This window comes from Streptomyces sp. S186, from assembly GCF_051603415.1.
Taxonomy (GTDB): Bacteria; Actinomycetota; Actinomycetes; order Streptomycetales; family Streptomycetaceae; genus Streptomyces.
This window is the reverse complement of sequence record NZ_CP193932.1, coordinates 7,210,168-7,233,663: the sequence shown is the minus strand read 5'-3', so window position 1 is coordinate 7,233,663 and position 23,496 is coordinate 7,210,168. Positions and strand designations below refer to the sequence as shown.

General features: G+C 74.0%; 24 protein-coding genes and 1 riboswitch. Of the genes, 12 read left to right on the top strand and 12 right to left on the bottom strand.

The window, feature by feature from the left end; genetic code table 11:
• Positions 1 to 53 precede the first annotated feature (53 nt).
• Positions 54 to 815, top strand: coding sequence for a GNAT family N-acetyltransferase (locus tag ACRAS8_RS31245; RefSeq protein WP_438489334.1), 762 nt, complete (start codon positions 54 to 56; stop codon positions 813 to 815).
• On the opposite strand, the gene ACRAS8_RS31240 is transcribed toward ACRAS8_RS31245, so the two are convergent.
• Positions 802 to 1,548, bottom strand: a complete 747-nt coding sequence (locus tag ACRAS8_RS31240; RefSeq protein ID WP_438489333.1) for a DUF4389 domain-containing protein — start codon at positions 1,546 to 1,548, stop codon at positions 802 to 804. The genes ACRAS8_RS31245 and ACRAS8_RS31240 overlap by 14 nt on opposite strands.
• Positions 1,549 to 1,679: 131 nt before the next feature.
• Positions 1,680 to 3,128: a glutamate decarboxylase gene (locus tag ACRAS8_RS31235; RefSeq protein WP_438489332.1), complete on the bottom strand. Its 1,449-nt coding sequence runs from the start codon at positions 3,126 to 3,128 to the stop codon at positions 1,680 to 1,682.
• A 347-nt stretch (positions 3,129 to 3,475) separates the two neighbouring features.
• Here ACRAS8_RS31235 and ACRAS8_RS31230 point away from each other — a divergent pair, with 347 nt between their 5' ends.
• Positions 3,476 to 4,516 carry an alcohol dehydrogenase gene (locus ACRAS8_RS31230; RefSeq protein ID WP_438489331.1) on the top strand — a complete coding sequence of 347 codons (1,041 nt, stop codon included), beginning with the start codon at positions 3,476 to 3,478 and terminating at the stop codon, positions 4,514 to 4,516.
• Positions 4,517 to 4,591: 75 nt separating this feature from the next.
• Here ACRAS8_RS31230 and ACRAS8_RS31225 read toward each other — a convergent pair whose 3' ends face one another.
• On the bottom strand, positions 4,592 to 5,554 hold the full coding sequence (locus ACRAS8_RS31225) for a GlxA family transcriptional regulator (protein WP_438489330.1): 963 nt from the start codon (positions 5,552 to 5,554) through the stop codon (positions 4,592 to 4,594).
• 70 nt (positions 5,555 to 5,624) lie between these two features.
• On the opposite strand from ACRAS8_RS31225, the gene ACRAS8_RS31220 reads away from it, so the two are divergent.
• Together ACRAS8_RS31220 and ACRAS8_RS31215 are read left to right on the top strand one after the other, a co-directional pair.
• A complete protein-coding gene (locus ACRAS8_RS31220; RefSeq protein WP_438489329.1) occupies positions 5,625 to 5,969 on the top strand; it encodes a cupin domain-containing protein in 345 nt (114 codons plus the stop codon).
• 244 nt (positions 5,970 to 6,213) lie between these two features.
• Positions 6,214 to 7,425: a cytochrome P450 gene (locus ACRAS8_RS31215; RefSeq protein ID WP_438489328.1), complete on the top strand. Its 1,212-nt coding sequence runs from the start codon at positions 6,214 to 6,216 to the stop codon at positions 7,423 to 7,425.
• 58 nt (positions 7,426 to 7,483) lie between these two features.
• On the opposite strand, the gene ACRAS8_RS31210 is transcribed toward ACRAS8_RS31215, so the two are convergent.
• Positions 7,484 to 8,875, bottom strand: a complete 1,392-nt coding sequence (locus ACRAS8_RS31210; protein ID WP_438489327.1) for a DUF5685 family protein — start codon at positions 8,873 to 8,875, stop codon at positions 7,484 to 7,486.
• Positions 8,876 to 9,164: 289 nt separating this feature from the next.
• On the opposite strand from ACRAS8_RS31210, the gene ACRAS8_RS31205 reads away from it, so the two are divergent.
• A complete protein-coding gene (locus ACRAS8_RS31205) occupies positions 9,165 to 9,611 on the top strand; it encodes a hypothetical protein (protein ID WP_438489326.1) in 447 nt (148 codons plus the stop codon).
• 43 nt (positions 9,612 to 9,654) lie between these two features.
• Here the strand turns inward: ACRAS8_RS31205 and ACRAS8_RS31200 are convergent, their stop codons facing one another.
• Positions 9,655 to 10,536: a bifunctional 5,10-methylenetetrahydrofolate dehydrogenase/5,10-methenyltetrahydrofolate cyclohydrolase gene (locus tag ACRAS8_RS31200; RefSeq protein ID WP_438489325.1), complete on the bottom strand. Its 882-nt coding sequence runs from the start codon at positions 10,534 to 10,536 to the stop codon at positions 9,655 to 9,657.
• A gap of 27 nt (positions 10,537 to 10,563) precedes the next feature.
• Positions 10,564 to 10,651, bottom strand: a riboswitch (ZMP/ZTP riboswitch).
• Between the two features lie 48 nt (positions 10,652 to 10,699).
• Complete coding sequence (locus tag ACRAS8_RS31195) at positions 10,700 to 11,800, bottom strand: hypothetical protein (RefSeq protein ID WP_438489324.1); 1,101 nt, start codon at positions 11,798 to 11,800, stop codon at positions 10,700 to 10,702.
• A 175-nt stretch (positions 11,801 to 11,975) separates the two neighbouring features.
• Here ACRAS8_RS31195 and ACRAS8_RS31190 point away from each other — a divergent pair, with 175 nt between their 5' ends.
• On the top strand, positions 11,976 to 12,401 hold the full coding sequence (locus ACRAS8_RS31190; protein ID WP_438489323.1) for a hypothetical protein: 426 nt from the start codon (positions 11,976 to 11,978) through the stop codon (positions 12,399 to 12,401).
• A 100-nt stretch (positions 12,402 to 12,501) separates the two neighbouring features.
• Here the strand turns inward: ACRAS8_RS31190 and ACRAS8_RS31185 are convergent, their stop codons facing one another.
• Positions 12,502 to 12,993, bottom strand: a complete 492-nt coding sequence (locus ACRAS8_RS31185; RefSeq protein WP_438489322.1) for a hypothetical protein — start codon at positions 12,991 to 12,993, stop codon at positions 12,502 to 12,504.
• A gap of 154 nt (positions 12,994 to 13,147) precedes the next feature.
• The gene (locus tag ACRAS8_RS31180; RefSeq protein ID WP_438489321.1) at positions 13,148 to 13,780 is read right to left on the bottom strand and encodes a TetR family transcriptional regulator; all 633 of its coding nucleotides are present in this window, start codon (positions 13,778 to 13,780) and stop codon (positions 13,148 to 13,150) included.
• A gap of 142 nt (positions 13,781 to 13,922) precedes the next feature.
• On the opposite strand from ACRAS8_RS31180, the gene ACRAS8_RS31175 reads away from it, so the two are divergent.
• The 4 genes from ACRAS8_RS31175 to ACRAS8_RS31160 all read left to right on the top strand — a co-directional run bounded on the left by ACRAS8_RS31175 (position 13,923) and on the right by ACRAS8_RS31160 (position 17,058).
• Positions 13,923 to 15,116 (top strand): cytochrome P450, encoded by a 1,194-nt coding sequence (locus ACRAS8_RS31175; protein ID WP_438489320.1) that lies wholly within the window; start codon positions 13,923 to 13,925, stop codon positions 15,114 to 15,116.
• A gap of 5 nt (positions 15,117 to 15,121) precedes the next feature.
• On the top strand, positions 15,122 to 15,340 hold the full coding sequence (locus ACRAS8_RS31170) for a ferredoxin (protein ID WP_438489319.1): 219 nt from the start codon (positions 15,122 to 15,124) through the stop codon (positions 15,338 to 15,340).
• A gap of 244 nt (positions 15,341 to 15,584) precedes the next feature.
• A complete protein-coding gene (locus ACRAS8_RS31165; RefSeq protein ID WP_438489318.1) occupies positions 15,585 to 16,097 on the top strand; it encodes a MarR family winged helix-turn-helix transcriptional regulator in 513 nt (170 codons plus the stop codon).
• Positions 16,098 to 16,272: 175 nt separating this feature from the next.
• Complete coding sequence (locus ACRAS8_RS31160; protein WP_438489317.1) at positions 16,273 to 17,058, top strand: PE-PGRS family protein; 786 nt, start codon at positions 16,273 to 16,275, stop codon at positions 17,056 to 17,058.
• A 270-nt stretch (positions 17,059 to 17,328) separates the two neighbouring features.
• Here ACRAS8_RS31160 and ACRAS8_RS31155 read toward each other — a convergent pair whose 3' ends face one another.
• Positions 17,329 to 17,595 carry a zf-HC2 domain-containing protein gene (locus ACRAS8_RS31155; protein ID WP_438489316.1) on the bottom strand — a complete coding sequence of 89 codons (267 nt, stop codon included), beginning with the start codon at positions 17,593 to 17,595 and terminating at the stop codon, positions 17,329 to 17,331.
• 49 nt (positions 17,596 to 17,644) lie between these two features.
• Here ACRAS8_RS31155 and ACRAS8_RS31150 point away from each other — a divergent pair, with 49 nt between their 5' ends.
• Entirely contained in the window at positions 17,645 to 18,343 is a 699-nt protein-coding gene (locus ACRAS8_RS31150; RefSeq protein ID WP_438489315.1) for a sigma-70 family RNA polymerase sigma factor, read from the top strand.
• A 147-nt stretch (positions 18,344 to 18,490) separates the two neighbouring features.
• Here ACRAS8_RS31150 and ACRAS8_RS31145 read toward each other — a convergent pair whose 3' ends face one another.
• The 3 genes from ACRAS8_RS31145 to ACRAS8_RS31135 form a co-directional block, all read right to left on the bottom strand.
• Positions 18,491 to 18,964, bottom strand: coding sequence for a copper chaperone PCu(A)C (locus ACRAS8_RS31145; protein WP_438489314.1), 474 nt, complete (start codon positions 18,962 to 18,964; stop codon positions 18,491 to 18,493).
• Positions 18,961 to 21,363: a heavy metal translocating P-type ATPase gene (locus ACRAS8_RS31140; RefSeq protein ID WP_438490650.1), complete on the bottom strand. Its 2,403-nt coding sequence runs from the start codon at positions 21,361 to 21,363 to the stop codon at positions 18,961 to 18,963. Before ACRAS8_RS31140 ends, ACRAS8_RS31145 begins: the two co-directional genes overlap by 4 nt.
• Positions 21,364 to 21,476: 113 nt before the next feature.
• A complete protein-coding gene (locus ACRAS8_RS31135; protein WP_438489313.1) occupies positions 21,477 to 21,824 on the bottom strand; it encodes a hypothetical protein in 348 nt (115 codons plus the stop codon).
• Between the two features lie 262 nt (positions 21,825 to 22,086).
• Here ACRAS8_RS31135 and ACRAS8_RS31130 point away from each other — a divergent pair, with 262 nt between their 5' ends.
• Positions 22,087 to 23,457, top strand: a complete 1,371-nt coding sequence (locus tag ACRAS8_RS31130; RefSeq protein ID WP_438489312.1) for an MFS transporter — start codon at positions 22,087 to 22,089, stop codon at positions 23,455 to 23,457.
• Positions 23,458 to 23,496 lie beyond the last annotated feature (39 nt).

The window sequence follows — 23,496 nt, the reverse complement described above, 5'->3', positions numbered from 1 at the left end:
CGCGGATCCTGCCCGTCCGTCCTTCGCGTAGCGATTCCTTCCCCCAGAGAGCGATGCAGGCGACGACTCTTCTCCCCCGGACCACGGACCTGTTCACCCAGGGCCTGGAGCTGCAGAGCGGCTCGGCGCTGCTGCGTTTCGGCGCCGCGCGACCGCGCCCGGCCGGCCGGATCAGCTGGTCCGGCGACGGCGCGGTGGCCTGGCTCGACGAGCCGCGCGGCCATGTCTGGAGCGTCGGCGAGCCGACCGCCGCGGCCGGTCTCGTCCTGCGTGCTGCGCATCAACTGCCTGACACCGTACGGGAGTTCACCGGCCCGCGGGGCACCGAGGCACTGCTCGGCCGGCATCTGGCGGTGCTCGACCCGATCGCGTGGATCTTCCGGTGGACGGTGGCCGAGCCGCCGGTCCATCCGGCGGAGGAGCGGGTGGTCGCGCTGGACGAGACGCACCACGACGAGCTGCTGGCCTTCCTCAACGAGCACAGCCCGGCCCATTCGACGGGGCCCGGCTCCGCGGACGTCAGCCTGTGGGTCGGGATCCGCGGCGCGGACGGGGAGCTGGTGGCCTGCGGCGCGCTGAGCAGCCTGCGGGACAGCGGCGCCCCGCTGATGGCGTCGGTCGCCACCGACGCGGACCAGCGCGGCCAGGGTCTCGGAGCGGCCCTGACCTCGTGGCTGACCCGGTACGCCGTCCGCCGCCACGGCTTCTGCACGCTGTGGCAGCTCGCCGACAACGTCCCCGCCGACCGGCTCTACACCCGCCTCGGCTACCGCAACGAGGACCCGTGTGTGTCCGGGCGGCTCAGCGGGCGCTGACCGCCGGGGTGGGGCCGCGGGGCGGCCGGTGGCCCAGGACGTGGCGGAGCCGGGCACGCAGGCGGCCGGCACGGCGGCCGGCGGCCTCGGGCCGCAGCGGCGGGCAGGCATCGGTGAGGAAGAAGGTGTAGGCCAGGACCTGCACGGCCCAGCGGTCGAAGGCGACCCACTCGGTGAACTGGTGCCGGGGGTAGCGCCCCGTCCACAGCAGCACCGCGGCCGGCGAGCTGACGACCAGCACCACCAGGATGGCCAGCGCCAGCACCGCCGACAGCCCGCCGATCCACCACAGGAGCCGGAACAGCAGGCCGACGAGCACCAGCCCCACCCACTGCGGAAGGGCACGCAGCCGGGAGAGCAGCAGGCCGGGGCCGCGGGGCAGGTGCTCGGGGCGGTCGATGTACAGGCGGGCCGGGTAGTCGGGCACAAGACCGAGAGTGAAAGGCGGGTAACGGTCGGTGGCCAGTGCCCCGTAGGAGTAGAAGGCCACCCGCCAGAGCCAGCGCAGGACGCCGGTGGTGAGGCGGAACAGCGGCCGGGGGTAGCGGCCGGTGAAGAAGATCACCGGGAAGGCCAGCGCGGTGCCGAGCAGGAACGCGATGACCAGGGGCGTCAGCAGGATCTGGTGCGGGACGAGGAGCAGCCACTTCACCATCCAGAGCCAGCGGGACAGCGGCTCGTCCAGCTCCGCCTCGACCCGTACCGGCCGGTATTCCTCGGAGAGCGTCGCCATGGCCGTCAGCTCCCTCCGCCACTGTGGCCGGTCCCGGCCGGGGCGTACCCCCTCACCACCAGCGTGACCCCGTCGCGCCGATTTGTGGAGACCAGGCGGGACCGGCCACGGTCAGTGGCCATCAGCCGCAGTCAGTCGCGGACCGTCTGCGCCGGGATCGCCGGGCGGTCGGCCTGCTTGGTCTCCGCGCCGTGGGCGAAGCCCCCGGCGTCGGCCGCGTCGCGGTGCGGACGCTGCTGGGCCTGGAGCCGCGGGAGGACGCGGCGCAGGTCCTCCAGGAACAGGTCGCCGAGGTCGTGGCCGAAACCGTTGCGGACGACGACCCGCAGCGCCGCCAGGTCGGTGCGGTTGGCGGGGAAGGTGTAGGCGGGTACCTGCCAGCCTCGTTCACGCAGCGCGGCGGAGACGTCGAAGACGGTGAAGTTGGTGACGTCGTCGCTGATCCGGAAGGCGAAGACCGGGAGTTGGCTGCCGTCGGTGAGCAGGGTGAACGGGCCCATCGCGGCGATCTCGGCGGAGATGCGGGTGGCGACGTCCCGGCTGGTCTGCTGGACGGCGCGGTAGCCCTCGAAGCCCAGGCGGAGGAAGTTGTAGTACTGGGCGATGACCTGGGCGCCGGGCCGGGAGAAGTTCAGCGCGAAGGTCGGCATGTCACCGCCGAGGTAGTTGACGTGGAAGACCAGGTCCTCGGGGAGCGCGTCGGCGTCCCGCCACAGGGCCCAGCCGACGCCGGGCATCACCAGGCCGTACTTGTGGCCGGAGGTGTTGATGGAGGCGACCCGCGGAAGCCGGAAGTCCCAGACCAGTTCGGGGTCGAGGAAGGGCGCGATCATCGCGCCGGAGGCGCCGTCGACGTGGAGTGGGACATCGATGCCGGTGCGCTCCTGGAGGTCGTCGAGGGCCGCGGAGATCTCGGCAACCGGCTCGTAGGCGCCGTCGAAGGTGGAGCCGAGGACGGCGACGACGCCGATGGTGTTCTCGTCGCAGAGTTCGACGGCCTCCTCCGGGGAGAGGATGAAGCGGTCACCCTCCATGGGCACATAGCGCGGCTCGACCTCGAAGTAGTTGGCGAACTTCTCCCAGCAGATCTGGACGTTGATGCCCATGACCATGTTCGGGCGGTCGGTGGACTTCCCCTCGGCGCGCCGGCGGTGCTGCCAGCGCCGCTTGAGCGCCAGCCCGGCGAGCATCGCCGCCTCGCTGGAGCCGGTGGTCGAACAGCCCACCGCCGTATGGGAGTCAGGGGCGTGCCACAGGTCGGCGAGCATGTGCACACAGCGCGCCTCGATCTCGGCGGTCTGCGGGTACTCGTCCTTGTCGATCATGTTCTTCTCGGCGCACTCGGCCATCAGCCGCTGGGCCTGCGGTTCGGCCCAGGTGCTGACGAAGGTGGCGAGGTTGAGCCGGGCGTTGCCGTCCAGCATGAGTTCGTCGTGGACGATCTGGTAGGCGGTGTCGGGGTCCATGCCGTCGTCCGGCAGCTCGTACCGGGGGACGTGGACGGGCTGCCGGCTGAAGACCGGGTTGACGCAGAGGTTGCGGCTGGTGTCGCGGTGCTGGTGCGGGCGCTTGAGTGGCATGAGCTGTCCCTCCCGGGTACGTGGCGGACCGTGCGGCGGACGGGTCCGGTCGTCGCTGCCGCCCGGCCGGGCCGGTCCACGCGCGGCGGTCAGGTTAACGGTTGCGACCGGACGGGGGCGGCGGTATGCGCCACGGGGGTACGGCGGTCCCGCCCGCGCCCCGCCGCCGTCCCGCTCGACGCGCGGGACCGGCCCGGAGCTGGTGTGCTGGTGGCAGGAGGCCGTTGCAGCCGTACGGGGCAGAGCCGGCAGGTGGCCGTACGGGGCAGAACCGGCAGGTGACAGAGCCGAACCGCACGCGGAAGAACGCACACGGACGCGGGAGAACGCACACGGGAGAGATCCAGATGAGCAGCTACCGAGTCGCGCAGGCGGGTGCCGTCGGCGCACCCTTCGAGATCGTCGAGCGGGAGGTGCCGCGGCCGGGTCCGGGACAGGTCCGGATCGGCGTGGACGCCTGCGGGATCTGTCACAGCGACGCCATGTTCGTCAACGGTGCGTTGCCGGACCTCCGCTTTCCCCTGGTCCCCGGGCATGAGATCGCCGGACGTATCGAGGAGGTCGGCGAGGGCACGGGCAGCCGCTGGAAGGCCGGAGACCGGGTCACGGTGGGCTGGTTCGGCGGCAGCTGCCATCACTGCACGGCCTGCCGGCAGGGCGACTACATCGTGTGCGAGCGGCTGAAGGTGCCCGGCTGGGCGTACGACGGAGGGTTCGGCGAGCAGGTGATCGCGCCGGCCGACGCGCTGGCGCGGATCCCCGACGGTCTGTCCGCGGCCGACGCGGGCCCGATGGCCTGCGCCGGCGTCACCACCTACAACGGGCTGCGGCGCAGCTCGGCCCGCCCGGGCGACCTGGTCGCCGTCCTGGGTCTCGGCGGCCTGGGGCACCTGGGTGTGCGGTTCGCCACCGCGATGGGCTTCGAGACGGTCGCGATCGCCCGCGGCGCCGACAAGGCGGACTTCGCCAAGCAGCTCGGCGCGCACCACTACATCGACAGCACCGCCGGCACGCCCGTCGCGGACGCGCTGCAGTCGCTCGGCGGCGCCCAGGTGGTCCTGGCCACCGCCGCCAACTCCGCGGCCATCACCGCGACCGTGGACGGCCTGGCGCACCGCGGCGAGCTGGTGGTCGTCGGGGCGGACGCCGAACCGCTGGGGCTCCACCCCACCCAGCTCCTGATGCGCGGCCGGGTCGTCCGCGGCCATCCGTCCGGCACCGCGCAGGACATCCAGGACACCATGGAGTTCTGTGTCCTCCAGGGCATCCGCCCGATGATCGAAACCATGCCGCTGGAGCACGCCAACGAGGCGTACGGGAAGATGCTCGCCGGGAAGGCCCGGTTCCGGATGGTGCTCGCCCATACCGAAGCGGGCCGCGCGCACTGAAGCCGGACGCCCGGCCGGGCACGGGCCTGAAGGCCACGCGCCTGAAGGCCGTACATCCGTCACACCCGTCGCGGGTCAGGCGACCTCCGCGCGGAACGCCCGCCGATAGGCCCCCGGAGTCGTCCCCAGGGCGCGGAGGAAGCGTCTGCGGAGGTTGGTGGCCGAGGAGAGGCCGACACGGCGGGCGATGGCGTCCAGGGGGAGATCGGTGGACTCCAGGAGCTCCCGGGACGCGGTGATGCGCTGAGCCAGCAGCCACTGCCCGGGGCTGGCGCCCAGTTGGTCGGCGAACCGGCGGGCGAGTGTACGGGCCGACACGCCCTCGTGCGCGGCCAGTTCCTCGACCGTGAGGGGTTCGTCGAGCCGGGCGGTCATCCACTCCAGGAGGGGCGCCAGCGAGCCGTCCATCTGAACGGGGCGCGGTGGGGCGGTGAACTGGAGCTGGCCGCCCTCGCGATGCGGCGGCATGACCATGCTCCGGGCGACCTGCGCGGCGTAGCCGGCCCCGTGGTCGGCGCGGACGAGGTGCAGACAGAGGTCGATGCCGGCCCCGGAGCCGGCGCTGGTGGCGACGTCGCCGTGGTCCACGTACAGCACGTCCGGGTCCACCTCGACGGCCGGGAACGTCTCGGCCAGTTGGCCGGCGCGCGCCCAGTGGGTGGTCGCCCGTCGCCCGTCCAGCAGCCCGGCGTGCGCCAGCGCGAAGGAACCGGAGCAGATGCTGACCAGCCGCGCGCCGCGGTCGTGCGCCCGGCGCAGCGCGCGGACGACGGCGGGCGACGGCGGTTCCCCGGGAGGCAGCCACCCGGGCAGGACGACGGTGTCCGCCCGGTCGAGCGCAGCCAGCCCGTCCGGTACGAGCATGTCGTATCCGGCGAGCGTGGCCACCGGGCCGGGGTGCTCCGTGCAGACCTCGAAGGTGTACCGGACCGGGACCCCGCTGCGCTCGATCCCGAACACCTCGGCCGCACAGCTCAGTTCGAAGGTCGACTGCGGCGGGCGGACGAGTGCGACGACACGGTGACCGGTGACAGGCATGGCAGAAAAGTACCTCAGGATGTCATTCCTGACACTCGGCCGGCCGGCACCGTTCCGCGATGCTGTCCGTATGGCAACGAAAGTGAACACAGGCAACGAACCGACCGGCTACGTATGGACCGCCGTCGCGGACGCACCGACGCACGAGCTGTTCCCCGGCATCCGGGCGCGGCCGCTGTGGAGCGGGGAGAGCGGCGCCAAGGCCCAGGTCCTGGAGATGGATCCGGAGACGTGCTGGGAGGGCATCGACGTCCACGAGCCGGGCCCCGAGGAGGTGTTCGTGGTCTCCGGAGTCTTCAACGACGGGGAACGCGATTACCCGGCCGGCTCGTTCATCCACGCACCCGCCGGATCCTGGCACGTCCCGCAGACGACGACGGGCTGCACGCTGTTCGTGTTCTACCCGGAGGGATAGCCGCGGCGGGCGGCCCCGGAGGGACACCGTTCACCCGACGGCGGCCGCCCGCCCCCTCGCAGAGCCGATCACCTCGTCCACGCCGCCTCCCGGGCACCCCCGCAGCGACGTCACGCCACACTTGACGCCATCACGGCACACAGAAAGCGCCACCCCCTCGCACATAGCGCCAAACATGTGCCATGATGGCATCACGAAGCTCCGGCCGATCGTCAACTGCGGTACGCAATGGAGGACTTGGACCATGTCGCAGCAACCCGAGCGGGAGCCGCTCACCGCGTTACCGATCACCCGTCCCGAGGGGTGCCCCTTCGATCCGCCCGCCGAGCTGGCGGCACTGCGCGAGGAGCAGCCGCTCCGCCGGATGCGCTACCCGGACGGGCACGTCGGCTGGCTGGCCACCGGGTATGCCGTGTCCCGCGCGGTGGCCGGCGACTCCCGCTTCAGTTCGCGCTACGAGCTGATGCACGCGCCGTTCCCGGGCGCGGAGGACATCACCCTCCCGCCGGCCCCGGTAGGCGACCTGACCGGCATCGACCCGCCCCACCACACCCGCTACCGCCGGCTGCTCATGGGGAAGTTCACGGTGCGCCGGATGCGCGAGCTGACCTCGCGCGTCGAGCAGATCACCGTCGAGCATCTCGACGCCATGGAGCGCCAGGGCCCGCCGGTCGACCTGGTGAAAGCCTACGCGCACCCCCTCCCCGCGCTGATGATCTGTGAACTCCTCGGCGTCCCCTACGCCGAACGCGAGCTCTTCCAGCAACACGCCATGGAGGCCGGCAGCACTCAGGGCACGCTGGAGGACCAGTACGCCGCCATGGCCGCGCTCCAGGAGTACGTCGGAAAACTGGTGCGCGCCAAGCGCGCCCGGCCCACCGACGATCTGCTCAGCGACCTGACCGGCACCGATCTCACCGACGAGGAACTGGCCGGCCTCGGCAGCTTCCTGCTGGGCGCGGGGCTGGACACCACCTCGAACATGCTCGGGCTCGGCACCTTCGCCCTGCTGACCCATCCCGACCAGGCCGCCGCCCTGCGCGCCGACCCCGCTCTGGCCGACCAGGCGGTGGAAGAGCTGATGCGCTACCTCACCATCGCCCACACCGGGGTGCGCACGGCTCTCGAAGACGTCGAGCTGGACGGCCAGTTGATCAAGGCCGGGGAGACGGTCACCCTCGCGATCCAGGCCGCCAACCGCGACCCGGCGCGCTTCCCCGACCCCGACACCCTTGACCTGCGGCGCAAGGCCACCGGCCATCTGGCCTTCGGCCACGGCATCCACCAGTGCCTGGGCCAGCAACTGGCCCGCGTCGAAATGCGGGTGGCCTTCCCGGCCCTGTTCACCCGCTTCCCGACGCTGCGCCTGGCCATACCGCCGGAGGAGGTGCCACTGCGCGCGGACCTGACGATGCACGGCGTACAGCGCCTCCCCGTCACCTGGGACGCGGCGTAGGCCCCGGCCCGGCGAGGGTGCCGTCCGGCGCCTGGTGGAAGAGGCGCCGACGACCGGCTCAGCAGTCGCAGCAACCGCAGCTGTCGCAGCAGTCACAGCTGCAATTGCAGCAGCACCCACAGCTGTCGCCGCTGTTGCAACAGTCACAGCAATCGCAGGCGTGGCAGCAGCCCTCGCGCATCTTGCGCGACCACGGCCCCTCGAACTCCGACGCGCAGCAGACCTTGCAGGTGCAGCACAGCCCGATCGCGACCGCACAGCCCGCCCAGAAGCCACGCGGCTTCTTCGGCTCCGGCGAGAAGTGCGGCGAGCGCCCGTCACCGCCACCCGAACCACCCGGGCCGCCCGTCCCACCGGACCAACCGGACCCGCCGTCTCCGCCCCCATGGCCACCGCCGGCCCCACCCGGCGGAACCGCGCCCCCGTAGGGATTGCCCGCGTACGGGCTGTTGGCATACGGGCTGCTGGCATAGGGGTTGTCGGCGTAAGGATTGCTGGCGTAGGGATTGCCGGTGTGGGGACTGCCGGCGTACGGGTTCCCGCTCTGCGGGTCGTAGGGGCCGGGAGTCGCGCCATGGGCCTGGTGGGAACAGGAGGACGTACCGAAGGCGCGATCCACCGAGCGCCGCAGTTCGTGCACCAGCAGCACATGGACCAGGGCGGAGTCGGTGAACTCCACATCGCGCAGCGCCAGGCGGATGCCGTGCAGTGCGTCGTCGCACAGCCGGCGGGCCTCGGCCGGCCCGGCGCCGGTGGCGGTGATCGGGTTCCAGGCGCCCTCGGCGGCGTCCGCCGTCCGGTCCTCCACGGCGTCGAGGAGGTGGGCCAGCCGGCCGAAGAGCCGGCCGGCCTCGGCCAGGGGCGCGGCGTTGCCGGGCCGGCCGGCCAGTACCGCAGTGTGGGCGAAGGCCGCGGCGGTGGCCGTCTCGGTCGGTTCGGTGATCCTCGTCAGCGGTGTACCGGGACCGGCCAACTGCTCGATGCCCAGCTGCCGGTCCACCGCGTCGACGAGGACCGCGGTGTCGAAGCCGAGCGCGGCGCCGGTGCGCGCACCGGCCCGGTCCCAGCCCGCGGCGACCCGGCGTGCCGCGGCGGCCATCGGCCGACGGCGCAGCATCCCGTTCCCGTCGGCGACATGGTCGCGGATCTTCGCCGAGGCGAGGACGAGCGAGACCGACGCCGCGAGTCGCGCGCCCTCCCCCTGGGCGACCGAGGCGGTCCGCATGCCCCGCAAGGGGCAGGGGCCGGCGGTGCGGCGACGGAGTTCGGCGCGGCCGGACTGGGCATCGGTCAGCACGGACACGATGAGTCCGTCGTAATTGGTGACGATCCGCGCGAACTGGCCGTGATCGGCGCGCAACGCGAGGCAGAGGCCGCACAGATGGGCCATCCACTCCGTCTTGAGCCCTTGCGTCAGCCGATGGGCGCAGGGCCTGACGATTCCGAACATGTAAGAGCGAACCCCCCGTGTGGCATGAACATGAGCCGGCATGTTGACAGCGGCAGGGAATGCTACCGATCGCCCCGTGACCTGCGCCCACACCCCCCACGCCCGTCACACCGCCCCCTCCCCTCCCCCGCCTCGTCCACCCTCCCCTTCCGCCTTTCCTTCACCCTTTCTGCTGATACCGCCGCCCCACCCCTGCTGGGACCATGACGGCGCCGCCGCCCGGACGACCGGACCATGTCCGGACGGAACGGCGGCGAACTCGCCATCACCTAAGGGGATTTGGAGTGCCATGAAGACAATGAGGCGTCTGGCCGTGGTGTGTGCCGTAGGTGCGGGGCTGAGCACGGGGGTGGCCTCCGCCGCCACACCGACCGGGCCCGGCTCGACCGCGCACGGCCCGGGCCGGGGCCCGTCGGCCCATGGTGTCCTGCTCGCCAACCGGGACGACGGCCGCCGGCTCACCGTGCACACCGGGGACGTGATCGAGGTCCGGCTCACCGGCGAGCGCGGCCGCGGGACGACCTTCACCTGGAGCCCTCCGGTCTCCGGCGACCCCGCGCTGCTCCGGCGGACGGCGGCCCGCGCGACGCCGGCGGGCGGCACCACCGGGCGCTTCGCCGCGGCCGCCCGGCGGGGCACCACCACCGTCACCGCACAGCGGCGGTGCCACGCCACCGCCGGCTCCTACTGCCCGCACGTGGTCGTCCCGTGGAAGGTCACGGTCACGGTGACGTGACGGGTGGACGGGACGGACAGGACGGACCTGGCACGACGGGGCGTCAGACCGCCGTCCGCGGCCACCCGCCCAGTTGGCGGCTCGCCGCGTCGACGGTCTGGGTGAGGAGGGTGGCGATGGTCATCGGGCCGACGCCGCCGGGCACGGGGGTGATCAGGCTCGCGACCGTGGCCGCGGAGTCGAAGTCCACATCGCCGACATTGCCGGCGTTGTAACCGGCGTCGATGACGACGGCGCCGGGCTTGAGCTGGTCGCCGTGCAGGAAGCGGGGACGGCCGACGGCGGCGATCAGGACGTCGGCCGCCCTGATGTGCGCGGTGAGGTCGGCGGTGCGGGAGTGGCAGTAGGTGACGGTGGCATTGCGGCCGAGCAGCAGCATGCCGACGGGCTTGCCGAGGATCGCGCTGCGCCCGACGACCACCGCGTGCCTGCCGGTGAGATCGACGTCGTAGTGGTCCAGGAGGCGCATGATGCCGCCGGGGGTGCAGGACACGAAGCCGTCCATCCCGAGGCTCGTCGCGGCGAAGGAGTGCGCGGTGACGCCGTCGACGTCCTTCTCGGGGGCGATGGCCTCGAAGGCGGCGCGCTCGTCGATGTGCGGGCCGACCGGGTGCTGGAGCAGGATGCCGTGCACCCCGGAGTCCTGCGACAACTGCCCGATGGTGTCGACGAGTTGACCGGTGGTGGTGTCGGCGGGGAGGGCGATGTGCCGGGACTGGATGCCGGCCTTGGCGCAGCGGTTGCGCTTCATCCGGACGTAGGTGACGGAGGCGGGGTCGTCGCCTACGAGGACGGTCGCCAGGCACGGGGCCTGGCCGGTACGCGCGGTGAGCGCCGCGGCGCGTGCGGCGGCCTCCTCGACCATGCGGCGGGCGAGCGCGCCGCCGTCCATGAGGCGGGCGGTGGGGGACGTGGTCGTGGTCATGGCGCCTCCTGGGCGTCGTACGTCGTACGGGATCGCCCAGGCGCACGGCATTGACCAAGGAGGTCGAGCCGCTCCCTGGTGGTACTCCACCCAAGCGCCAGTCACGGCTCACCGAACACTTTAGGCGATGACCGGGCGGCGGGAACTAGTGTGCGCGCCCCGCTCAGGGGTACTGCTGGCCGGGACTTGAGATATGCGGTGCGGTGGCGGCCTCCCATTGGCTGAGGATGCCATCCCAGTCGTGCTGGGCGACGGTGACGGCACTGGGATCCCAGGGGGGCGCCTGGGGTGGTGGGGAGGCCCAGGGGTTGTGGGATTCCTGGGACGGCCAGGAGGCGTGGGGTTCGTGTGGCTGCCAGGAGGCGTACGGGTCCTGGGGTGCCGCCCATTGGGCGGAGTGGGCGGCCGCCGCCCAGGCGGCCTGCGGATCGTACGGGGGCGGGGGCGGTGGGGCCGCGTCGGTGCGGGGAAGGTGGCCGGTGTCGGTGGCGCCGGGTGGCTGGACGTCGGTCATCCGGCGGTGGCGGCCGATGCGGTCCGAGTTCCCGGGGCGGGCGGTCTGGGACTCGGAGGAGAGCTGGTGCGCGCGGGCGGCCAGGATGGTCACGTCCAGGCCCAGTTCGGTGGCGAGCGCGGTGAGGTCGGCGCCGGTGTGGTAGCTGTGCACCAGAACCGCGTCCAGCGCCGGTGACCAGGCCGGTTCGGTGACGGGCAACGGCGGGGGCGCGGCGGCCGGGGCAGGCGCGGGGGCGGGCGGGGGCGCGGGGGCGGGAGTGGGGGCGGGCGCGGTCGGACGCGGCGGGATCCAGCTGTGGGTGTCGGCCTGGCCTGCGGGTACGGAGGTCACGCTGCCGACGGTGGTGGCCCGCGGCCAGCCGTTGCCGATCGCGGCCGCGGCGGCGGCTGCCGCGGCGGCCGCCGCGGGCGAGGCGGGGCGGGGTGGCTCGGCCTTCTCCGGCTGGTGCTCGGCCCGGCGGGCGGCGCGGCGCTCCCGCTCGGACTCCTCCAGCAGGTTCTTGGCCACCGCACGGGCGTCGTCCTTGCCGACCGTACGGCGGGCCAGACGGACCTCGCGGGCGTCGAGGCCGAGCAGATCGGCGACCACCTCGTCGCTGCCGACGGTCACCGCGAAGGCGGCCAGGGTCCGCGAGCGGCGGGCCTCGGCCTCGTCGAGGAGTCCTTGGGTCCGGCGGACCTCGTCATCGCTGATGCAAAACGCCTGTGCGAGTACCGCGTGGCGCTCCCACAACTCCCTCGGTTCCATGTCACCGACAACGCTTTTTGGCCGGAGTTGGTCCGGTTCTCAACGAGAGATCACTGTAAGAGGTGATATTCCCCGCATCGCGCGCAGTGCTTTGGGATGTTATGAGACGGGGTACACGGGGCCGACCGGGGGTATGCGCAGTGACCGATCGGCGGGGCGAATCGTTTCAACAGCCATGAGTGCTCCCTCGTCCGTCACCGTCGCCGGCCACGGCCGGACCGCCTTCGTCCCCTGCCCCCCGGGGGCCCAGCCCGCTTCCCCCGGCACGGAGGTCGTCGCCCCCGCGCCGCCGCGGATCCACCCCGAAGTCGTCCGACAGACCCCCGTGTACGCGGGGCTGGTGCAGATCTGGGCGGAGCGCTCCGCGACGGTGCCCGGCGTCGCCGACCCGGAGTGGCAGCGGCTGGTGTCCTACCGGGCACTGATGGAGGAGACCGAGAACGCGCTCACCGCGCTGCGGCCGCACCGGGCGCCGGACGTGCTGCCGCCGCGCCGGACCGTTCCGGTGCCCCCCGGCCGGACCGTTCCGGTGCCGCCCGCGCGGTACGCGACCGAACTGACGCCGGTGCACGGCGGGTTGCGGCCGATCGGCCACCCGTGACCGTGCCGCCCGGTCCCGGGCGTCCGGGCCCTCCGCACACCGGTGGGCCCGGGTACCGGACCCGGGCCCATGGAGGTGGCGACGCGGCGGAACGCGGTGGCTAGAGGAGACCGAGGAAGTCCAGTCCGAGGAGGCCGTGCCGGCCCAGGCCGTCGGCGAGGCGGGCCGACTCCTCGTCGTGGCGGCCGCCGCCACTGTCGTCGTCCCGCCGGCCCGAGTCGTCGCGGCGCTTGCCCCCGTCGTCACGGCGGTGGCCCTCGTCGTCGCGCCGGCCGTAGTCGTCGTCGCGGCGACCCTCGTCGTCATCGCGGCGACCGTAGCCTTCGTCCCGGCGGCCGTAGTCGTCGTCGTACCGGCGGCGCTCGCCGCTGCGCCCGTAGCCGTCGTCGTAACGGCTTTGCCCGTGTCGGCCTGCGTGGCTGCCGCCGTGGCCGTGGTGGCGGCCGTGCTTGGCGTGGCACTGGCTGTGGGAGGGGCACAGCGTGGCCTGCGCGCCACTGGGGGCCGCGGTCGCGGCGCCCGCGGCCGGGACGACCAGGGCAGCCGCGGCGAGACCGGCCATCGCGAGCCCGCGAGGAATCGAACGAAGCATTGTTCCACCTTTACTCAGCTGGGCAGAAAAGGAACATTCTCCTGCAAGCGCGACAATAGGGCTGCTATCCGACCCCGCTCGGCGACCCGCCGGAGGGTCACCGGAACGCAGCACGGGCCGCACCGCACCCGAGTGCGGCATCGGCCGGACGGTGTCACCCGGCCTTCGGCAGGCCCTCCAGCAGGGCGCCCAGCGCCTCCCCCACCAGTCGGCAGACGGTGTCCGGATCGGCGCTGGCCAGCGGCTCCTTGCCGACCACCACCCGCATCAGGCCGATGCCCAGCAGCCAGGACAGCGCGAGATCGCCGCGCAGCGCGCCGTCGTCGGCGCGCGAGAGGGTGGCGAGCACCTCGGCGTACTCGTCGCCAAGTCCCCGGAGCGCCTCGGCGATTTCGTCGCTGCCGCCGATGGAGCGGAGGCAGACCTCCAGCGACCGGTCGGTGCCGGGGCCGCCGCCCTCGGCGAGCATGCCGCGCAGGGCGACGTCGAAGAGCCGCTCCGCGGGGGTGGTGCGCAGCTGCTCGTGACCGCCGTGCGCCATCACCTCGCCGAACAGGGCCTTCTTCGAGCCGAAGTACCGGAACAGCAGGGCCTGGTTCACGCCGGCCCGGGCCGCGATGTCGCGTACCGTCGCGCGTTCGTAGCCGCGTTCGGCGAAGAGTTCCGAGGCGGCGTCCAGCAGCAGCCGCCGGGTTCCCTGGGCGTCCCGGCGGTGTTCGCCGGGAGGGCCGCCGTGCGGGGTCTCCTCCGCCGGCCGCGCCCTGACCTCCTCCGTTGCCTCTCGCATGGCTCTTCCCCTTTCCGTCGGTCCGTCGGATGACCACAGTGGCCCGCCGCGGCCGGCCATGACGACGGCGGCAATCCGCCGTTGACCGCCCCGTGTACGCGTCCTACCGTTGTAAGCAGGTGCTTACACAAGGGAGGTCACCGTGACCACAGCCGACACAGCACCCCTCTCCTACCCCTTCAATATCGCTGAGAGCCTTGATCTTGCGGCGGAGTACGACCGGGTACGCGACCACCCGGGGCTGCTCAAGGTCCAGTTGACGTACGGTGAGCCGGCCTGGCTCGTCACGCGGTACGCCGAGGCCCGGTTCGTCCTGGGCGACCAGCGGTTCAGCCGGGCCGAGAGCGCCCGGCACGACGAACCTCGGCAGTCCGAGGGGACCCGCAACAGCGGCATCCTGAGCATGGACCCACCGGACCACACCCGGTTGCGCACCCTGGTCGCCAAGGCGTTCACGGTCCGTCAGGTCGAGAAGCTCCGGCCGCAAGTCAAAGAACTGACAAGGGAACTTCTCAACGAACTGGAGGCGGCCGGGCCGCCGGCGGACCTCGTCGACCGGTACGCGCTGCCCATTCCGGTGGCCGTCATCTGCCGGCTGCTCGGGGTGCCGACGGAGGACCGGCCGCAGTTCCGGGTGTGGAGCGACGCCGCACTGTCGACGAGTTCCCTGACCGCCGAGGAGTTCGAGGCCAATCGCGAGGAACTCCGCGCGTACATGGGCAAGTTGATCGACCAGCACCGGCAGGAGCCGCAGGACGACCTGATGACCGCGCTGATCGATGCGCGGGACGTCGACGCCGACCGGCTGACGGAGCTGGAACTGGTCGACCTGTGCGTGGGCATCCTGGTCGCCGGCCACGAGACCACCGCCACCCAGATCCCCAACTTCGTGCTGGCGCTGCTGGACCACCCGGAGCAGCTGGCCCTGTTGCGGGAGCAGCCCGGGCTGATCGGGGGCGCCGTGGAGGAGTTACTGCGGTTCGTCCCCCTGGGGAGCGGTGCCGGCCAGGCGCGGTACGCCACCGAGGACATCGAGGTCGGGGGCACGCTGGTGCGGGCCGGCGAGCCCGTGCTGGTCGCGGTGGGCGCGGCCAACCGCGACGCGCTGCGGTTCGACGCACCGGGGAAGCTGGACATCCGGCGGACCGGCAACCAGCACCTGGGCTTCGGGCACGGCGTGCACCACTGCCTGGGCGCGCCACTGGCCCGGCTGGAGCTCCAGGAGGCGCTGCTGGCGTTGCTGACCCGCTTCCCGGGCCTGCACCTCGCCGGGGACGTGGAGTGGAAGACCCAGATGCTGGTGCGCGGTCCGCGGGTCCTGCCGGTGGGGTGGTGAGCGCGGTGACGTGGAAGGTGGAGATCGACCCGGGGCTGTGCATCGCCTCGGGTTCCTGTCCGGCGATCGCGCCGGACCTGTTCGTACTGGACGGGCCGCACGCCCGGCCGGTGCGGGAGGAGATCCCGGAGGACGAACGGGCGGTGGACGCGGCCGAGTTGTGTCCGGCGATGGCCATCACGGTGCGGGACGCGACCGGGCAGGTGATCGGGCCCCGGCCGTAGGGGGCAGGGCCGTAGGGATCAGGGGCCCGGCGGGGCGTGGCCGGGAGCCGCGCCCCGCTTCGCATGGCGCCGGCTGGTGCGCCACCGGCCGGCGCCGCGTCCCGACGGCCGGCGCTGCGTAACGGCCGGCGCTGCGTCGCCTGATGCTGCGTCGTCTGATGCGGAGGGGATGCGGGGGATGCAGGGGGGAGGATGTCGAACGGTCCGCGAGGGGCGGGGTGGTGCCCCGTGATTGAGTTGCCCCATGGCTGACGAGACCACTTCCTCTGCGCCCGGTTCACCCGTGGCACCCCGCACCACCGAAGTCCCGGCAGCGGTCCCGCCCGCTCTGACGGCCGCGCCCGGCTATCAGGTGCGGCGGCTGTATCAGGCGTATCTGGCCGTGTGGGTGCGTGCGGTCGATCCGACGCTGACCGGGCCGCAGTTCGCGGTGCTGACCGCGGTGGACACGACGCCGGGGCGGGACCAGCGGTCGATGGCGTCGGCGGTGGCGTTGGACACCTCCACGATGGCGGATGTGGCGCGGCGGCTGGAGAGCCGGGGGTTGATAGTCCGCCGCACGGACGCCACGGACGGCCGCCGCAAGCTGCTGTTCCTGACCGAGGACGGCGAGCGGACGCTGCGGGCCGCGCAGGAGCGGGTGCGGCGGCTGGACGAGCGGTTGATGGCGCCGTACGACGCCGCGCAGCGCGCCGCTGTGATGCGGCTGCTGACGTCCCTGGCCGATCACTGGGAGGGCCTGGCCGGGGAGTCCTGACTCCTGACTTCTGACACTCCTGATGGCACTCCTGACCGGCGCGCAGGTGGGCGGCGCCCCGCCGGGGGCGACACGTGTTGCCCGTTTGGCGCGCTGCGCCACTCGCTGCGTACGTGCTCCACTTCCGCCCCTCCTGGTTCGTCTGCGGGGGCGGGGTGCGACGATGGGGCCTGTCATGGATGCGGGGCACGTTCTCAGGGGGCTGCGCGCCGCGGTGTTCGCGGTGGTCTGCGTGCTCCTGGCTGCGCTGGGGCACGCGGTGATGTCGGATGCCGCGGTGCCCGGCTGGATGCTGCTCGCGGCCGGACTGCCGACCGCGGCCGGTGCCTGGTGCCTGGCCGCCCGCGAACGCGGCCCCGTGGTCGTGGGCCTGCTGACCGTCGGCACGCAAGTCGCCCTGCACAGCGCGTTCTCCCTGGGGCAGGCGATGGTCGGCGCCGGCGGGGACCGGGCCGCGCTCACCCGCGCATGGGCGAGTACCTGGCTGTGCGGTGCCCAAGGGCTGTCGCTCAAGGAGATCGACGCGGCGCGGGCGTTGACGCCGATGGGGCGGGCCGGGTCGATGGGGTCGATGGACCCCTCGGCCGCGATGGGCGGTGTGGCGGAGCTGCCGCACTCCGGCCCGGCGCACCTGGGCATGCCGCAGATGGATATGTCCCATATGGGGATGTCCGGCTCGGGCATGCACGGGAGCGCCGTCGGCATGCTCGCGGCGCACCTGCTGGTCGCGCTGCTCAGCGCGTGGTGGTTGTGGGGCGGGGAGCGGGCGGCGTTCCGGCTCGTGCGGAGCGTGTCCGCCTGGCTGTTCGCGCCGCTGGTGCTGGTACTGCGAGCGGTGCTGCCGGCGTCCCGCCCGGTCCCGCGCCCCGTCCGGCAGGAGCCGCGGTGCGCGGTGCGCCGGTTGCTGCTGGCCCATGCGATGTCCTTGCGGGGTCCCCCGTGTGAGCCGGCTGTCGTCTGACAGCACGGTCGAACACCCCGGCCGGAAACGGCGTACGGGCACCACGGGCCGCGGCCCCGTGCCCGCGCCGCCGGCCGCGACGTCACCGGTCGGCCGCGTCCTCGCGCGCCGGCCGGATCACGCGAAGGACTCCAAGGACTCCAGATGACGAATCCTGTCCGGATGCCGGTGGCACCGCCGCCCGCGTCCCTTCCCCATATACGGGAAAGCCTCGATGAACGGGAGAGCCTCGTCGGGCGCGCGGCGCTGCCCGGCCGGTCAGCCCGTCCGTCAGCCCGCCCGTCGTCCCGGCTGGAGGCGGGCGAGCAGCGTCTCGACCGACGCCGGATCGCCGCCCGCGGGCGCGGGGGCTCCCTCCCCCTCGTGTCCGGTGGCGCCGCCGAGCGCTGTGCTCAGCGCCCGGGCCCGGGCCTCCCACTGGCGGCAGTCCCCACAGCCCGCGAGATGGTCGTCGAGACGGCGGGCGGTCAGCCCCGGGGGCAGCGCCTCGCCGTCGAGGCGGGCGGAGAGTGCCGTACGGATGCGCGAGCAGAGCATGCGCCCAGTCTCCCCGAATTGGTCCGTACCGGCGAGGGGCGGTCGCGGCGTGCGTGACGACGAGACGGTGACCGGCTGGGCGCTGGCCGCCCGGGACGGCGACGAACGGGCCGTCGAGCAGTTCGTACGGGCCACCCAGCTCGATGTGCGGCGGTATGTGACGCACCTCAGCGGGGAGGCCCAGGCGGCCGACGACCTGGTGCAGGACACCTATGTGCGGGCGCTGCGCGGGCTGCCGCGGTTCGAGGGCCGGTCGTCGGCCCGGACCTGGCTGCTGACGATCGCCCGGCGGGTGGTGGCGGACCGGATCCGCACCCATGCGGTACGGCCCCGGCTGTCGGCGACCGACGACTGGCAGTCCGCCGCCGAGCGGGTCCAGCCGCGCGGGGTGCCGGGCTTCGAGGAGGGCGTCGCGCTGGCCGAGTTGCTGGCGGCGCTGACGCCGCAGCGGCGGGAGGCGTTCGTGCTGACGCAGCTGCTGGGGTTGCCGTACGCGGCGGCGGCCGGGGTGATGGGCTGCCCGGTGGGGACGGTGCGTTCGCGGGTGGCCCGGGCCCGGGAGACGCTGATCGCGCTGCTGGCCGAGGCGGAGGCCGGCGCCAGGGCCGAAGGGGAAGCCGGGGACGGCGCCGCGGTGCCGTCCGACGGTGAGCGGACACTACGGGCCGCGGCCCCGCGTGGCCTACCGCAGCGCATACCGGTGCCGGGCGACCGGCGGCCGCGCCGGCTCGCCACCGCGGTGGCCTGACCGGCCGGTACGGTGGGCCGACGGGGGCTCATGGGCGGGCGGTGGCCGGCTCATGAGCCCCCGTGGCGTCGGAACAGCGGGACGACGGGACGACGGGACGACGAGCGTGCTCGTCGCCTGCCGCCCGCCGGCCCTGCCGCCCGTCGTCTACTGCTCGCCGGGCCGTACCGCCCGGGCCGTCACGGTGAGCGGTGGGCTGTCGCGGAAGTGCAGGGTGAAGGTCAGGCGGTCGCCGGGGGCCAGCCGGGGCGGTGGGCTGACCATGATGTCGAGCGTGGTCGGCGTCATGGTGAGCGCACCGCCGGCCGGGACGGTGGCGCCGGCGACCATGGCCATGGAGTGGGCGTTGCGGCCGACGGCGATGTCGCGGCTGAGCATGGCACGGTGACCCGGCGGACCGGTGACGGCGGTGAGGACGTCGTGCGTGGTACCGGAGTTGCGGATGGTGAAGAAGGCCGCGGTGGCGTCGTTCCCGGCGGGTATCAGCACCCGGCCCTCGGTGGCGGTCAGCCGGGCGGGGGTGCCCGCGTTGCCGGTGGCGGTCCAGGCGGTGAGGGTGCCGAGGGTGGCCAGGCAGGTGAGCAGCGGCACGGCGCCGGCGGCGAGGCGTGAGCGGTTCATGCGGATTCCCGAGTGCCTTGGCTGTGGGGTGACTTGGCGCCGTGTGAGGCGTCGTCGTGCGAGGTGGCGTCGTGTGGGGTGGTGCGGCCGTGTGCCCGGCCTCCCGGGCGGTGGGGTGCGCGGGTGGCGGTGGGGGGTCGCCAGGCACGGAGCCGCAGGCTGTTGCCGACGACGAGCAGGGAGCTGACGGACATCGCGGCCGCGGCGAGCATCGGGTTGAGCAGTCCGACGGCGGCGAGCGGCACGGTGACGAGGTTGTAGCCGAACGCCCAGAGGAGGTTGCCGCGGATGGTGCCGAGCGTGCGGCGGGCGAGGCGGACGGCGTCGGGGATGGCCTGGAGGTCGGCGCGGACGAGCGTGACGTCGGCCGCGCCGATCGCCGCGTCGGTGCCGCCGCCCATGGCGATGCCGAGGTCGGCGAGGGCCAGCGCCGCCGCGTCGTTGACCCCGTCGCCGACCACCGCGACCCGGGCGCCCTGCTCGCGCAGCGTCGTGACCAGCGCGGCCTTGTCGTGCGGCCGGGCCTGGGCGTGGACCTCGGTGATGGCCAGCTGCGCGGCGACCGCCCGGGCGGTGGCGGTGCGGTCCCCTGTGGCCAGCACCGGGCGCAGGCCCAGGCGGCGCAGGTGGTCGACGGCGCGGTAGGCGTCGGGACGGAGGGTGTCGCCGAGGTCGAGGACGGCCGCCGGATCGCCGTCGACGGTGACCAGCACCGCGGTGCGACCGGCGGCTTCGGCGGCGCGGACCGCGTCCGGCAGGGGAGCGGGCAGCCCGGCGGGGTCGTCGGGCGGGCGGACGACGGTGACCGTGCGCCCGTCCACCACGCCGCGGACGCCGAAGCCCGGGGTGGCGGTGAAGTCGCGGACCGCGGCGGCCGTTTCGAGCGGCGCGCCGGACCCGTGGTCGCGGGCGTAGGCGAGGACGGTGCGGGCCACGGGGTGTTCGGAGCCCTGCTCCACTGTGGCGGCGAGCCGCAGCACCTCGTCCGGGTCCGGGCCGTCCGCGCGGGGAGTGAAGGCGCTGACGGTCATCCGTCCCGTCGTAAGCGTGCCGGTCTTGTCGAGGACGACGGTGTCGATGCGGCGCAGGCGTTCCAGCGCCCGCGGGCCGCTGACCAGGATTCCGAGCTGGGCACCGCGGCCGGTGGCGGCCAGCAGCGCGGTCGGGGTCGCCAGGCCCAGGGCGCACGGGCAGGCGACGACGAGCACGGCGACCGCGGCGGTGACCGCGGCCTGGGGGGCGGCGCCGGCGCCGAGCCAGAAGCCCAGCACGGTGACGGCGATGGTCAGCACGGCGGGGACGAAGACCGCGGCGACCGCGTCCGCGAGCCGCTGGGCCCGGGTCTTGCCGGTCTGGGCGTCCTCGACGAGCCGGGTGATCCGGGCGAGTTGGGTGTCGGCGCCCACCGCGTCGGCCCGGACCTCCAGCAGCCCGCCGGAGTTGACCGCACCGCCGACGACCGGCGAGTCCGGGCCGACCTCGACGGGATGGCTCTCGCCGCTGATCAGGGAGAGGTCCAGGGCCGAGCTGCCGGTGACGACGGTGCCGTCGGTGGCGACCCGTTCGCCGGGCCGGACCAGGAAGTGGTCGCCGACCTGCAACAGGGCGACGGGGAGGCGGCGTTCGCTGCCGTCCGGGCGGCGCACCGACACCTCCTTGGCGGCGAGTTCGGCCAGGGAACGGAGCGCGGCGCCGGTGCCGCGCCGGGCCCGGGCCTCCATCCGCCGGCCGGCCAGCACGAACAGCGGCACGCCGACCGCGGCTTCGAGATAGAGGTGGGCGGTGCCGTCGTCGGCCGTGGGCAGCAGGCTGAACGGCATCGTCATCCCGGCCGTGCCGGCGCCGCCGAGGAACAGCGCGTAGACGGACCAGCCGAACGACGCGGCGACGCCGAGGGACACCAGGGTGTCCATGGTCGCCGCGCCGTGCCTCAGGCCGCGCAGCGCACGGGCGTGGAAGGGGGCCGCGCCCCACACGGCGACGGGCGCGGCGAGCACGAAGCAGAGCCACTGCCAGTTGCGGAACTGCCAGCCGGGCACCATCGACAGGGCCAGCACGGGGAGGGCGAGCAGGGCGGTCAGGAGCAGCCGGCGGAGCTCGGCGGATTCGGCTGAATCGGTGGCATCGGGGGCGTCGTCCGGTGCTTCGGTGGCGTGGTCCGGAGCATTGCCGACGGTCGCGTCGTCGGGCCTCCCGGCGGCGGGCTGCCGGGGGGCGTCCTGCGGCGGTGCGGACGCGGTGAAGCCGGCGGCCTCGACGGTGGCGATGAGGACGTCGACGCCGAGCGATGCGGGGTGGCTGATCCGGGCCCGCTCGGTGGCGAGGTTCACCGAGGCGGTGACGCCGTCCAGCCGGCCGAGCTTCCGCTCCACCCGGCCCACGCAGGCGGCGCAGGTCATGCCGCCGATGGCGAGGGTGGTGAGGCGTTCGGGCTCCGGCCGGGGCTGCGGTGGGGGCTGGAGGTCGTCGGACTGGGGCTGGGGCTGGGGTTCGGACTGCTGTCGGTGGTGGGTCATCGTCCGGCTCCCGACACCCGGAGGAGAGGTGCGGCCGAGGCACCCAGTGCGCTCATGCCCGCCATGCCGGACATGCCCGGCATCCCACCGGAATCGCCGCCGCCGGGCGGCTCGGTGCTCCCGGGGCGGCGGTCGGGACGGAGGTCGGGGGCGACCGGTCCGACGGCGCCGCCCACCGCGTAGGCGAGGGCGAACAGCAGCGTCAGCAGCGCGACGAAGCCGAGGACCGGGCGGGCCGGGAGCAGTCGGCGGAACCGGCTGAGCGGCGCGGGGGTCCGGGGGCGCCGGGCGGAGCCGGTCGGGGACGCGTCGGGTGGGGGTGCGGAGCGGGCGGGGGTGGTCATCGCGTCATCGTGGCAGGTGGGAACGGGGGTGAACGGCCGATCGGCAGCCGATCGGCGCGTGAGGTTCGTCCCGTCCGCCCGGCGGAACCCGGCGCGCTTCCAGCCCGACTAACTGGGTTTCGCCCCGGTCCACTTCGCGGCGTCGCGCCCCCTCCGCCCGGAAATTTCCCCCACTTCGGCGGGAACCCGGGCCGGTCGCCGCCCGACCTTTCAGACGCCGCCGTGCCGGACGTGTGCGGTGGATCGAGGAGAGGACGGGCCGATGCCACGGGACCTGGCGGAGGGACAGCGGGAGCGGTGGGGGCTGGTGGCCGTCGCCGGGATCTGCGCGTTCCTGGCCATGTTCGACATGAGCGTGGTGACGGTGGCGGTGCCCGGCATCGCGACCGGCTTCGCCGTCCCGGTGTCCGTCGCCCAGTGGGCGGTACTGGCCTACCAACTCCCCGTCGTCGCCCTGCTGTTGCCCGCCGGACGCTGGCTCGACCGGGCCCCGCTGCGCCCGGTGGTGCTGGGCGCGCTGGCCGGCTTCGGACTGTGCGGCGCGGCGGCGGCCGGCGCGCCGGTCGTGACGGTGCTGATCGTGGCGCGGCTGCTCCAAGGGGCCTGCGGCGCGGTGCTGTTCGTCCTGATGCCGCTGCTGGCGCTCCGCGCCGTACGGCCCGAGCTGCGCGGCCGGGCGATGAGCGTACCGGCCACGCTCGGGCCGCTCGGCGCGGTCACCGGGCCGGCGCTGGGCGGGGTGCTGCTGGACCACTGGGGCTGGCGGGCCGTGCTGCTGGTGAAGCTGCCGCTGTGTGCACTCGCCTGGTGGCTGGCCCGGCGCGGGTTGGCGCCGGGTGGGCGGCCGGCCGCGCCGGGCCGGGCCGAGTGGCGGGCCGCCGTGCCGGCCGGCGTCGCCGTCGCGGCCCTGCTGCTCGGGCTGACGTCGACGGCCGCGGGCTGGACGGCCCCGGCGCTGGGCGTGCTCGCGCTGGCGGCGGGCATGGTGTGGGCACGGGGGACGGACGGGCGGCGGGTGCGTGTCACGCTGCGGTCGGCCCGTACGGGCGGGATCCACAGTGCGGTCCTCGCCCTTGCCGCGGCGTTCGCGGCGGTGCACTTCCTGCTGGCGGTGGATCTGCAGCGCACGGCGGGCGTCTCGGCGTCGGCGACCGGTCTGGCGCTGCTCGGTTTCCCGGCGGCCATGGCGGTGGCGGGCCCGGTGGGCGGCCGCCTCGCCGATCGTTACGGGCCCCGGCCGGTGGCGGTGGCCGGCGCGGCGCTGGTCGCCGTCGGTTTCGGCCTGCTCGCCACGGCCGGCGCCTGGACGCCGCTCCAGGTCGGCTGGCGCCTGGCGGTGGCGGGGCTCGGCATGGGGCTGTACGGCGGGCCGGCTCAGTTGATGGCGCTGGAGGCGGCGGGGCCGGAGCGGATGGCCACCGCCGGCTCGACCGTGCAACTCGCCCGGAGCGCCGGCTTCGCGCTCGGGCCGGCCGCGGCCACCGCGCTGGCAACCGCGGACGGCATCCGCACCGGGCCGGCGCTGGCCACCGCGGCCGCGGTGCTGGCGGCCCTGTTGCTGGCCCGGCGGCCGGGGCGGGACGGGCGGGGTGCTGCGACAACGGCGAGCCGCACCCGCTCCACACCGCCGTGAGCCCCGACGACCTGACGCCCCGACACCGCGACGCCCCAT